We start from the raw sequence: 11,961 nt of genomic DNA on the forward strand, positions 1-11,961 counted from the left end.
TATCTGTACAATGGGACGCTGAACCTGTCCCCATAAAAAAACTCACCGCATCTTCAAGCGGTGAGCGTTTATTATGCTGAAAAGACAATTTCGAGATTTCTTTCCACTACTACCTTTTGGATGCGGTGTTTTTTCACTTCTTCAATGTGGATGGTAAAGCTTTCGCATTCCACTTTATCACCTTTTTTCGGCAAATAGCCGAGGGTGTCGGATATCCAGCCGCTTAATGTGTTGGCTGAGGATTCCTCCACTTCCAATTGCAAGAGTTCGGAAAACTCTTCAACCGGAAGTCGGCCGTCCATTCGGAACATTCGATCATCGATGACTTCGATAAAATCTTCGTTCTCATCATGCTCATCCCAGATTTCCCCGACAATTTCTTCAATAATGTCTTCAATCGAAATGATTCCTGCCGTTCCTCCATACTCATCCAGTACAATAGCCAAATGATTCTGGGAGCTTTGCAGCTCTTTCAAGAGGTTGGATATTTTTGCGGATCCAATCACGAAGAATGGTGCCCGACTGATATCCATTAAGGTGAAATTAGGATTTTGGACATATTGAGCAAAAAAATCCCGGTGTGAGATAACGCCGATAATATTGTCGACCGAGCCATCATATAGAGGTAAACGGGAATACTTTTCATGTATGAATATTTCCTTGATCTCTTCAATAGATGTCTCGATGGAAATTGCTACTACATCCGGTCTTGGCGTCAGGATATCTTTTACGATGATATCATCAAACGCAATGGCATTGTGCAGCAATTCTCGTTCCTGAGTGAGAAAAGTCCCTTCTTCTTCACCGATTTCCACCATTGCTTTTACATCTTCCTCTGTTACAGTAGGTTCATCCTTACCAACCCCGATAAGCTTGTTGACACCTACCTTTAATTGGACAAACAACCATGTGATCGGGAAAAAGAGTTTCATGACTGTCAATAAAGAAGCTGATATTAATAGTAGATACTTTTCCGCAAATTGTTTAGCTAAAGATTTTGGCAAAATCTCACCGAATATCAGGACCAGAATGGTGATCACCGTGGTGGAGATAAGCAGGGTACTGCCTTCCCTACCATAGACCTGGGTGGCAATATTCGTTGCAATCGCAGCCAGTGCAATGTTCACGATATTGTTACCGATCAAGATGGTAGAAATGCTTTGATCAAAATTATCGGCCATCTTCAATGAGCGTTTTGCTTTTGCATTGTTGTTTTCCGCCTGATTACGGAGCCTCACCTTATTGACACTCGTAATGGCAGTTTCTGATGCTGAAAAATATCCTGATAATAATAACAATGCCCCTAATAAAATTATCGAGTCATAGGGTATACTATCCAAGTTTCCATCACTCTCCTACATATTGATACTATAAATATATTTACAAATACCACTTTTAGCAATAAATATGCGATATTTATTTTAAATTTTTTCAATTTTCCTTAAAATCCACTCAAAATTCTTTAGAAGTTTTCAATCAAACTTAGAATATGTTATAATTATCTCGAATTCAAGATAAATTACAGAAGGAGAATGACGATGAAACTTTTAGGACTCCACCATGTCTCTATTCTTACAGGTAAAGCCGAAAAAAACTTTCAATTTTTTACCGATATATTAGGTATGCGTTTGGTCAAAAAGACTGTGAACCAGGATAACACTTCCTCCTACCACTTATTTTACGGGGATGCAAAAGGAAATCCAGGAACGGAAATAACCTTTTTTGATATCCCAAATTTGGGTCGCACATATGAAGGGGTGTCAAGCATCTCCTCCACTTCCTTGCGAGTCGCAACTACAGAGTCGCTACACTTCTGGAAGGACCGGTTCCAGACATTCAATGTGAAGCACGGAGAAATTGTAAAAAGGGCGGAGCGTGACACCCTCGATTTTGAAGACTTTGAGGGCACCAAATTGATTCTGGTTGCCGACAACGGTGAAGCTGGTGTTGCAGCAGGCGTACCATGGAAAAAATCAGGAATTCCTAGTGAGCATGCCATCGTCGGACTTGGACCGGTAACGTTAACCGTCAAGTCTGCCCCTCCCACTTCCAGTATCCTGAAAAATATCATGGGTTTCAGGTATGTAGGTTCCTATCCTTCTCTGAAAGGGGATTTTCCTGATGTGGAGGTGTATGCAACCGGAGAAGGCGGGCCGGGAGCAGAGGTCCATATTGAAACAAGAACTGACCTTCCTCCAGAGAAGCTTGGCCGTGGCGGCGTCCACCATGTTGCCTTCCGCATTCCTGATGACGAAGAGTTCAACAAATGGGTACAACGCATTCGGGAAACACGCCTACCCAACTCGGGAGAAGTGGAGCGCTACTATTTCAAGGCTCTTTATTTCAGAGAACCAAATGGCATATTGTTCGAGCTATCCACAGACACGCCAGGCTTTACTGCCGATGAACCTCTCGAGTCCATGGGTGAAATGCTTGCATTGCCACCTTTCCTTGAACAGAAAAGAACGGAGATCGAAGCAAGTCTCCGTCCGCTTGAAATAAACTGATTCAATTATGCAAGGACAGCCGACAGTAACAAATCTTCCGGCTGTCCTTTTTCTAGGCTAATTTTCTTCCACTTCCTTTTTATAAATGATCCCCAAGATAAGTACGGAAATGATAGGGGCAAGCGCTACGAGCGCAATCATACCGAATCCATCTGTCAAAGGGTCGCTCCCTTCCGTAACAGAGGCCGCTCCCACTGCAAGGGATAATATAAAAGTGACCGTCATTGGTCCGGTTGCCACTCCTCCTGAATCAAAAGCTATGTTGATAAATTTTTTCTTCGTGAAGAACATCAACGCAAAAACGATAAGGTAACCTGGAATCAGATAATACCATATGGAGAAGTTATACTGGATACGAAGCATAGACAGGGCAACGGCAACACCAACACCTGTAGAGAGTGTTATCAGCATCGCTTTTTGGGATATGTAGCCATCAGTTACATCAGCAACCTCCTTATTCAGGACTCTTACTGCCGGCTCTGCTATCGTGGCAACAAGCCCAAGAACAAATCCGATTGGAATGATAATCCAATCATGGGTCATTTCCCCCAGATCCTCTCCCATTTTCTCGCCCACCGGCATGAATCCGATATGGACTCCTTGCAGGAAAAGAACAAGCCCTATGTAGGAAAAGCCGAAGCCAAGAAGAATCTTTTTAAGTTTCTCCTTATCCATTTTTAGAAATATCATTTGAAAGATGAGAAAGAAAAGCAGTAATGGCAGCAATGCATAAGTAACCTCTAACATCAGGGAGCCGAAGCCCTCAAAAATGTCCTGAATCATTGATAGATCACCCCTAACAGCAGAACAGCCAATATCGGACCGATTGACGCCAGGGCGACAAGGCCGAAGCCTTCATCCGATGAATCTTTTTCTCTCAGGACGGATGCAACCCCTACACCCAAAGCCAAAATAAAAGGAACGGCCAATGGACCTGTCGTAACCCCTCCTGCATCAAAGGAAATGGGAACAAATGCATCGGGTGTCAAATACGCAATGATAAATACCAGAAGATAACCAAGGAGCAGCAAGTATTGGAGCGGGATTTTATATATGGTTCTTACCATAGCAAGAGCTACGAAAATTCCAACTCCGAGTGCGACGGAAGATATCAGGATGAGAGAGGTGATCCCCCCTTCTGAAACCTCCTCTATTTGAGTCGCCAATACTCTTACATCAGGCTCCGCAACTGTAACGGCAATCCCTAAAAGCAAACCTGCAGATATAATCAGCCAAGTCTTTTGGGATTTAGGCAAGGCCTTCCCAATCATCTCGCCAACAGGAAGAAGTCCGATGTTGACTCCCATCAGAAAAAACATCAACCCGAATGTCACCATCACCAATCCGACCAAGAATAGCATGAATTTTTCCCACTGCAAATCGATCAACAGAACTTGAAGTAAAATAACGACAGCCGAAACCGGCAAAATCGCCAAGAATGATTCTTTGATGGAATCCTTTATTTCTTCCATGTCTTCCCTCCTTCGACTGATCTCTTTAATTACTTATTACCCTATTATTTTCCTGACATAACTTAAAAAGTACGATGGAATTAGGTCAAAAACCCATTCTCGAATGAAAGCGCTACCATTTTATAGCATGCTGCATATAGTAATAGGGAAAGGAAAGGAGGGTGTTCTCATGGAAAGAATCATTTTATTTTTTGCAAGTATGCTAGCTGGATTCGCATTAATCAAAGTACCACTTACTGGTACATTTGCTGCGCTTGATCCTATTGCAACAATTGTCGGCGTCATTACCATCTTAGTATTCGCACTTGCCTTAATCTATCACGGTGTTCGAACCTTAATCAACAGGTAACACAAGGCTTTTTATTTGCTATAATAATAATTAATGAAGCAATGTAAGGATAAGCGGTTGAAGTGCACCTTCCGCTTACCTTTTTTTTGCAGAAAGGTGGACAGGCATTGACACAACTGAAAATCATTAAGGCTCCCCTGTCAAAAAGGGAAGCCGCCGCAGCATTCATTGCAAAAATGAACGCCAAAGAAGAACAGCATATCGGTTATTGCGGAACAGACAGGAAAGAAATATTGCATACTTTAAAAGAAAATCTTTCAGACATTCCTTTTACGGAAAGCTTTATTATCGCTACCCATAAAGAGGAGATTAGGGGATTAATCGGATTTGATGCCGATTCCGGCAACCATTCCGCAGAAATCTGGGGACCATTCATCCAAGACCCGTACACACACCAACTTCCCAAGCTTTGGGAACATCTTTTAGCACTGCTACCATCGCTCTCATACAGCCTTTCTCTGTTTTCAAACAAAAAGAATACCCTGGTGAACCGTTTTGCCGAGCAACAGGGATTTGTCCTGCAAAGTGAACAGACCATTCTAAAAATGGATTGTCGTACACCTTTGAATGTTATGAATTTATCGGACTATGAAATTACGCCTGAATTCTTTATGGACATGGAAAAACTGCATGACGAGATATTTCCTTCCACCTATTATTCAGGATCCCAAATCATCGAAAGGGTCAATGCACATCGAAAAGTCTTCATACATACAGAAGACAACAAATTGGCAGGGTATATCTTTGTAGAGGTGGAACCTGAATTCGGAGAGGCAAGCATCGAGTTCTTCGCTGTAAAAGACTCTGAGCGACGAAAAGGTATTGGTGCAATGTTACTGCAAAAAGGGGTGTCCTGGATCTTCACCTTCCAAGGCATCGAAGCAATCAATCTATGTGTCGATTCCGCAAATAGAAAAGCTATCTCGCTTTACCAAAAGGTAGGTTTTTACATACAGCACGAATTGAACTATTATGTGAAAAAATCTTAAAGCTTGAAAAAATAAAATAATGCCAACTTCTCTTAAATAGAAATCGGCACTTCGTTTATTCACTATATGTTATCGGGATGCTTTGGGCGGTTGGCATACGTCACATTTACGTTGGTTATTATTTTTAAATTTCGAAAACGTTTTTTCAAAGTTGCTGCCACATGCACATTTAAATAATAACTTTTGTGAAAAACCGTGATATTCCGTCGTTAGCAACTTACTTTCGGAATTTTTCTCAACAAATTCTTGAATTTTTCCAATTGTCCATCGTTTATTCATTCTATTACACCTCCATACTTTATCTTTGCGGAGGCTTTTCTTGGCATCCGTTCAATTAAAATATCCTGAGCTATTCATTATAGCATGTGCTGCCACTCAATTAAACAGGGTAAATTATGAATAGACTCAGCATTACTGATATAGATTACTCCGGTCTATCGATTGCGGCATCTGTTCCATCCACCCTCTCTTGATCATCAGCTCGAGTCCCTCTCCTCCGTACTTGGCTATCTCAGCAATCAGAAGAGCATAATGCATCGATAAGTCCCTCCTGATCGAGGTGGACATTGAATAGGCCAACAACTGGATGCCCGCTGAAGAGGTAGCGGTAATCAGAAACAAGACAAGCCTATCAGAGAAAGGAGAAATCATGGAATCCGTCACTTCCATACTTACAGGTATATTTCCCAGATGTTCCTCTTTCTTTAAAATCTTATTGAAAAGCTCCACCTGCTTTTCGGCAAGTTTCTTTCCTTTTATCAAATAATCTTTTACTTCTTTGTCCTTGGTCACTTGTATCAAACCCATCAGCATGACCAGCCCAATGTAGTTCCTTTCGATGGCATAGAATATTTCTCCCAATTCCATCACATTTAATGGTCTTTTATCCCCAAACATGGAGCCCAAAAGAGTAGGCTCCTCCTTCATGTACTCCACATCATTTGGATAAGGGATTTTTGGTGGACGATCATAGATCCCCTTGCTTAACATCAAATCCAGGGACTTCTTATATAGCTTGGTAGATGTTTTTAAGCATCCCTCGAAAAACTCGACAATATCCTTCCTGGCCACCTTGGTGAGTGTAGTCGAGTAGAACGGCAGCACCATCTGCCCTACACGATAAACATAGCTAAGCGCAAACAGGTCGGTATATAAGGGAGGGGAAGACAGATTAATATCCTTATCGGAGAATCCATCCGGAACCGGAAATCCTTCTTTTTGAAAAATCTTTTCAATTTCCTTGTTATATAATTCCTCCAAATATAAAGCACTTTTTACTATTTCCATCACTTCCGAATCCTCTAACTGTTGCAAAAAATGCTTATAAAAACACATTGTCGCACTATGCTGTATGTAAGAAGTCCATAACGCAGCAATCTCGGGAGTAGTCAGCTGAATATTATGTTCTTTCATGTCGGTCTCCTAACCTGTATTAAATAGTTTGTGCCTATCTTTTGATAACTTTGGAACCTTTATTCATAAAAAAAAACAGACCCCAAGAGGAATCTGTCTTTAGCCAACCAAAAGCTTTATGCGATTCCCAGAAGGGTCCACAGTATACACTCCTGCTACATTTTTTGAAACTTCCGCACCCACGTTGTTTAACTGCTCCACTATCTTCTCCATTACCATTTCACTTGGCAGCACAAGTGTAAAATGCTGAAGGCCGACGCTATTCCTTCCGGGTATCGGTGCTCCTACCCCATTCCACGTGTTCAGGCCAATATGGTGGTGATACTGCCCTGTAGATAGAAACAGCGCCTGCCCACCATAACGGTTCACGATGTCAAATCCAAGTCCTTTCGTATAAAATTTTTCACTCGTTGCGAGGTTTGCAACATGTAAATGGATGTGCCCCATCAATGTACCACTTGGAAGACCATTCCATCTGACGCCTTCCGACTCTGCAAGAATGCTTTGGATATCCAGCGCTTCTGAAGTCATCGCGACTTCCTTGTCTTTCCAATTCCATGATGCTGATGGCCGGTCGGAATATACTTCTATCCCATTGCCGTCCGGATCAGCCATGTATAGAGCCTCACTAACCAGATGATCGGACGCACCTTGTACGGAGTGATTTTTTTGAATCAAGTGCTGGATGAAACTCCCCAGGTCCCTTCTTTCAGGTAACAGAATAGCAAAATGGTAGAGTCCGGTTGTACGCCGCTCTTTCGGTCTAACCCCTTCAGGCTGCTCAATCGTTAACAGGGCAGTTACACCATCTGCCGTGAAGGTTGCCTTTTTTTCAGACTGTTCCAAAACCCTAAAGCCGATGATTTCTTGATAAAATGCCAAGGAACGCTTTATGTCTTCCACGTTAATAACGACTTCCCCGACAAATGTGTTTGGCGCTTCGTGAAATCCTGTCATGTAATTTTCCTCCTTCAATTCATTCTTTATCTATTTTTACTGCTTCTGAAATTTTTTTATATATATTAACTGCTTCTGAAATATTATACTTACTTTATGTAACTAATTATATTTTTATAAGCTTAATATGTCAAGTAACTAAATTACTTAACTATATTAGCTTATTTTTCACAAAAATGTGATATAATATAGCCTATAGGAGTGATGTAGATGAACCAATCACAAATTTGTCCTAGATTTGAAAAAGCCATAGGTCTATTAAGTCAACGCTGGACCGGTTTGATCATATACAGACTACTTGCAGGACCTCAACGCTTCTGCACCTTGGAATCCGGCATCAAAGGAATAAGCGGCAGAGTCCTTTCAGAACGGTTAAAGGAGCTCGAAGGTAAAGGAATTGTGAAAAGGGAAGTATACCCGGAGACCCCTGTCCGCATAGAGTATTCCCTATCAGAAAAAGGTCATTCCCTGGAGCCTATTTTAAGAGAAACGGAAAAGTGGGCTCAAACCTGGCTGGAAGCAGAAGCTGAATAAATAGATAAAAGCAGCATCCCGAATTATGGAATGCTGCTTTTGTTGTCTTGTAATAACTGGATGAAGGTTTTTACTTATCCCAAAGATTTTCCACCCCACATGCTCGCTTCAAACTATTCATGACACCCTGATGCAAGCCCTCATGCCAATTAGCAAAAGCCAACACTTCCGCCAAATTCTCCAAGCGGTATTCCCCGATCTGGAATGGCATGATAATGTTCTCCTCAAGCCTTCCTGAAAAATCCCTTCTGATCCGATCGTTCTGTGCAGAGAGCCTTTCTTTCAATTCGGTCAGGCTAGGCGGCTCCCCCTTCCATTCATGAGGACTTGTGTTCATCTGGAACAATGGGAAAAAGTGTTCCGGAACTTGATGGTCTCCTCCCGCAAACGAGTACATCAGCGTATCCTGGGACAGAAAAATATGCCCTGCATTCCACCTGATGGAATTGCGGAAGCCTGAAGGCATTTGATCTGCCAGCTCCTCGGTAGTGGACTCCAGCATCTTCACAGTGCGATTTCTAACAAAATCCATTTGTTTAAATAACAGCTCTTCATTTGTCATTCGATTCCCCATCCCCTCTTTTTACATCCTATTAAGACCAAACCCCAAGTATGAAGCCCATCACGGAAAACGTGACAATGTGGTATCCTCCATCGAGTAAAAACAGCACAAGTGGGCGGCGTTCAAATAGATAGGTTATCCCTAAAGCTGCCGCCACAAAAAAGGCACCAGCCATAAAACCTGCAATCAACCCAAATACCCCAGTTGAATTAGGACCAATAAACATAGCTAGAAAGAATGAAATAATGAATGCTAACACAAATGATCCGCCAAAAACTTTGCCTGCCGTCTTCTTCAGTTGTTCCTCAGTGAAGCCATGCAGTTTCATCCACTGCTTTCCAAACAACAGTGAATACCAGATGCCCCCAATAAAAAAAGCGGATAAGGCAGCTACAAGTATTGCAATAAAATTTAAATTCTCAAATGCTTCCTGAAATCCCATATCGTATCCCCTTCCAATATTTTCATGACATTTTTTATTATAAAGGATGTTTTGCCACACATATTGTAAAAATCGGACAAACCTAAAAAAAATTGTTCGAGACAATAGCTTTCTTTTTAAATTCTCCGGGTGTCATGCCGGAGAACCGCTTGAACTCCCGTATAAAATGAGATTGGTCATAATAGCCCCATTCTAGAACAACAGCCGCATTACCGCTATCAGTACACTTAAATAGCTGTTCACTTGCCTTCTCAAATCGAAAAATCTGAGCCATCAGCTTTGGCGAAATTCCTGTCATGTCCTTGAACAAACGATTCAGATGGCGCTCTGAATACCCCACCTCTTCTGCGATCAATGAAAATGAATGGGCTTGTCTTAAGCAGATATCATCAATGACTTTCTTGATTACTGAATGCTGATTTTCCTTGGCAGGAGTTATTTTACGAAAAAGAAAAAAATCCAATTTACAGAAAATATCCTCGATTGTGCCCGTCTCGCAAAGAGTCTCAAACATCTCATCTGCAAAGCTCCCCCAAATCAATTCCAGTGGCTCCACCTCATTAGCCGTTTCACTGATTGGAATCTGTAGAAATGGAAAGAGGCCGCTTGGGTGAAATCGAATCCCGATCAAGTTGGAAGCACCACTGTATTCAATATGCAAAGGCTCCTTCTGCAAACCGGAAAGCCAAGCATGCTTCATACTGTAGGTCCTCCGGTTTCCAACCCTGTAATCTCCTTCAAGGGCAAAAATCATCTCGACTTTTCCGTTCGGCAGTATGGTTTCCCGCTTCCCTTCCATACCTGTATGTAATTGAACATGCCAGTAACAATCCACCCATGGTTGCAATCGCTTGTCTGGCCTTTTCATCTGATAGATCATCCGCATCGCCTCGCTTACAATATAATCTTCTTTTCTTAGTATAAGTTTTCGGAGAACTTGTTGCACTACCCCCATAAATAAAAAATGGAGCCACCAGTCTAAACTGATAGCTCCATCAATTTTATGCTTCTTTTCTTAACTTCACTTTTTTCTCAAAATCTTTTTCATACTGCCAGCACTCGACATTCTCTAGTCCTTCAATACTACTCGCATAGAAAACCGGATCTTTTCCTTCTTTCCTCTGCCTCAAATAATCCTTCAGGACAGCTATTGCAATTTTCCCAAGGAATGCAAGGGCGATCAGGTTCGTGATGGCCATTAGTGCCATAAACAGATCTGCCATGTCCCACACCACGCTTAGGCTTGCCACTGAACCAAAAACAGTCATTCCAAGTACAGCCAGACGGAAAATAAAGATCGCAGTTTTACTTTCTTTGATGAACTCGATATTGGATTCGCCATAATAATAGTTACCGATAATGGAACTGAAACAGAACAAGAGAATCGCGATTGCGATAAAGATGCTTGCCCATGACCCTACATGTTCGGCCAATGCTATTTGTGTCAATTGAATCCCTTCCATCTCTTCCCCTGTCGGAATTCCGGCAAGCAGGATGATGAAAGCTGTTGCACTACAGATAAGAATAGTATCAACGAAAACTCCAAGCGTCTGAATGAACCCCTGTTTTGCAGGGTGGCTTACCTCAGCGGTTGCCGCTGCTACAGGTGCACTACCCATTCCCGCTTCATTGGAGAATAATCCACGTTTAACACCATTCATGATCGCTGCACCAATTCCTCCAGCCACAGCCTCATTGAAGCCGAATGCACTTGAAATAATCACACCAATCAAGCCTGGAATCTCTGTGATGCTCAGCACAATCACATATGCAGCCAGTAATAGATAGGAAACAGCCATAATTGGCACAACCACCTGTGATACCTTGGCGATTCTCTTCACACCGCCAAAGATGATCACTGCCACAATTGCTGTAAGCACTAACCCAAGCACAAGGCGGTTTGTCCCAAATGCTTCATGGAAAGCGACCGTAATCGTATTTGCCTGAACGGATGTAAAAGCGAGCCCGAAACAGAACGTAATCAGGATGGCAAATAAAACACCCATCCATCTTGCCCCTAAAGCTTTTTGCATGTAATATGCCGGTCCACCTTTATACCCATTGGCATCCTTCACTTTATACACCTGAGCAAGCGTACTCTCGATAAAGCTTAAGCTTGCACCAAACAATGCCACGACCCACATCCAGAATACGGCACCAGGTCCACCAAGCGAAATCGCAATGGCAACACCTGCGAGGTTCCCAGTTCCTATTCTTGTTGCCGCACTAATACAGAATGCACCAAAAGATGAAACTTTCTTCTTTGCCTCTTCGGTAGAAGGACTTTCCTTCAAGAGCCTCAACATCTCACCAATCTGACTAAATTGCACAAACCTTGCTTTAACCGTATAATAAATCCCTAAACCAACCAATAATGCAATTAGTACGTAAGACCAAAGAAAATTATTCGTCCAGTCTAAAATAGTATACATCATGCTGTTCACCTCAAGTTGTTTGTAAGTGTAACCTCATTGGCAGCACTACCAATAGCTAGGAGGAATAAAAATATTTAATAGAAAAGCTTTGAAGTTTTCCTATTAAATACTTCTATACTCTTAAAGAAGCGATAGATATCGTTTTATAACACAATACAACTCAAATGACGGTGTGTTATATAATACCTGTATAACTTTATCATTATACTAAAATAGATTCAATAATTATCCCTGAATTAAATATATTCTTTATTTTCTGACAAAAATAATTTCCAAGAAAATTCTTGTCCATCAGTTATCT

General features: G+C 41.8%; 14 protein-coding genes. 4 read left to right on the top strand and 10 right to left on the bottom strand.

Features of this window, described 5'->3' with window-relative positions:
• Positions 1 to 71: 71 nt before the first annotated feature.
• The gene (locus ACFVAD_RS05870) at positions 72 to 1,340 is read right to left on the bottom strand and encodes a hemolysin family protein (protein ID WP_386637057.1); all 1,269 of its coding nucleotides are present in this window, start codon (positions 1,338 to 1,340) and stop codon (positions 72 to 74) included.
• 198 nt (positions 1,341 to 1,538) lie between these two features.
• On the opposite strand from ACFVAD_RS05870, the gene ACFVAD_RS05875 reads away from it, so the two are divergent.
• Complete coding sequence (locus ACFVAD_RS05875; protein ID WP_386637059.1) at positions 1,539 to 2,507, top strand: ring-cleaving dioxygenase; 969 nt, start codon at positions 1,539 to 1,541, stop codon at positions 2,505 to 2,507.
• A 57-nt stretch (positions 2,508 to 2,564) separates the two neighbouring features.
• Here the strand turns inward: ACFVAD_RS05875 and ACFVAD_RS05880 are convergent, their stop codons facing one another.
• Together ACFVAD_RS05880 and ACFVAD_RS05885 are read right to left on the bottom strand one after the other, a co-directional pair.
• Entirely contained in the window at positions 2,565 to 3,290 is a 726-nt protein-coding gene (locus ACFVAD_RS05880; RefSeq protein ID WP_386637061.1) for a DUF1538 domain-containing protein, read from the bottom strand.
• Positions 3,287 to 3,979: a DUF1538 domain-containing protein gene (locus ACFVAD_RS05885; protein ID WP_386637063.1), complete on the bottom strand. Its 693-nt coding sequence runs from the start codon at positions 3,977 to 3,979 to the stop codon at positions 3,287 to 3,289. The genes ACFVAD_RS05880 and ACFVAD_RS05885 overlap by 4 nt, the downstream gene beginning before the upstream one ends.
• A 169-nt stretch (positions 3,980 to 4,148) precedes the next feature.
• On the opposite strand from ACFVAD_RS05885, the gene ACFVAD_RS05890 reads away from it, so the two are divergent.
• Both ACFVAD_RS05890 and ACFVAD_RS05895 read left to right on the top strand, forming a co-directional pair.
• The gene (locus ACFVAD_RS05890; RefSeq protein ID WP_386637065.1) at positions 4,149 to 4,328 is read left to right on the top strand and encodes a hypothetical protein; all 180 of its coding nucleotides are present in this window, start codon (positions 4,149 to 4,151) and stop codon (positions 4,326 to 4,328) included.
• A gap of 107 nt (positions 4,329 to 4,435) precedes the next feature.
• Positions 4,436 to 5,317: a GNAT family N-acetyltransferase gene (locus tag ACFVAD_RS05895; RefSeq protein WP_386637067.1), complete on the top strand. Its 882-nt coding sequence runs from the start codon at positions 4,436 to 4,438 to the stop codon at positions 5,315 to 5,317.
• Between the two features lie 69 nt (positions 5,318 to 5,386).
• Here the strand turns inward: ACFVAD_RS05895 and ACFVAD_RS05900 are convergent, their stop codons facing one another.
• The 3 genes from ACFVAD_RS05900 to ACFVAD_RS05910 form a co-directional block, all read right to left on the bottom strand.
• Positions 5,387 to 5,596, bottom strand: coding sequence for a hypothetical protein (locus ACFVAD_RS05900; protein WP_386637069.1), 210 nt, complete (start codon positions 5,594 to 5,596; stop codon positions 5,387 to 5,389).
• A gap of 132 nt (positions 5,597 to 5,728) precedes the next feature.
• Positions 5,729 to 6,730: a DUF3231 family protein gene (locus ACFVAD_RS05905; protein WP_386637071.1), complete on the bottom strand. Its 1,002-nt coding sequence runs from the start codon at positions 6,728 to 6,730 to the stop codon at positions 5,729 to 5,731.
• A gap of 99 nt (positions 6,731 to 6,829) precedes the next feature.
• Positions 6,830 to 7,687 (bottom strand): VOC family protein, encoded by an 858-nt coding sequence (locus ACFVAD_RS05910; protein WP_386637073.1) that lies wholly within the window; start codon positions 7,685 to 7,687, stop codon positions 6,830 to 6,832.
• A 210-nt stretch (positions 7,688 to 7,897) separates the two neighbouring features.
• Between ACFVAD_RS05910 and ACFVAD_RS05915 the strand changes: the two genes are divergently transcribed.
• A complete protein-coding gene (locus tag ACFVAD_RS05915; protein ID WP_386637075.1) occupies positions 7,898 to 8,221 on the top strand; it encodes a winged helix-turn-helix transcriptional regulator in 324 nt (107 codons plus the stop codon).
• Between the two features lie 70 nt (positions 8,222 to 8,291).
• Here ACFVAD_RS05915 and ACFVAD_RS05920 read toward each other — a convergent pair whose 3' ends face one another.
• The 4 genes from ACFVAD_RS05920 to ACFVAD_RS05935 form a co-directional block, all read right to left on the bottom strand.
• Positions 8,292 to 8,783 (bottom strand): DinB family protein, encoded by a 492-nt coding sequence (locus ACFVAD_RS05920; RefSeq protein WP_386637077.1) that lies wholly within the window; start codon positions 8,781 to 8,783, stop codon positions 8,292 to 8,294.
• 31 nt (positions 8,784 to 8,814) lie between these two features.
• Positions 8,815 to 9,225: a DUF1761 domain-containing protein gene (locus tag ACFVAD_RS05925; RefSeq protein WP_386637079.1), complete on the bottom strand. Its 411-nt coding sequence runs from the start codon at positions 9,223 to 9,225 to the stop codon at positions 8,815 to 8,817.
• Between the two features lie 82 nt (positions 9,226 to 9,307).
• Positions 9,308 to 10,171, bottom strand: coding sequence for an AraC family transcriptional regulator (locus tag ACFVAD_RS05930; RefSeq protein ID WP_386637081.1), 864 nt, complete (start codon positions 10,169 to 10,171; stop codon positions 9,308 to 9,310).
• A gap of 55 nt (positions 10,172 to 10,226) precedes the next feature.
• On the bottom strand, positions 10,227 to 11,660 hold the full coding sequence (locus ACFVAD_RS05935) for an alanine/glycine:cation symporter family protein (protein WP_386637083.1): 1,434 nt from the start codon (positions 11,658 to 11,660) through the stop codon (positions 10,227 to 10,229).
• Positions 11,661 to 11,961 lie beyond the last annotated feature (301 nt).

It is taken from the genome of Sutcliffiella sp. NPDC057660 (assembly GCF_042800035.1).
Taxonomy (GTDB): domain Bacteria; phylum Bacillota; class Bacilli; order Bacillales; family Bacillaceae_I; genus Sutcliffiella_A.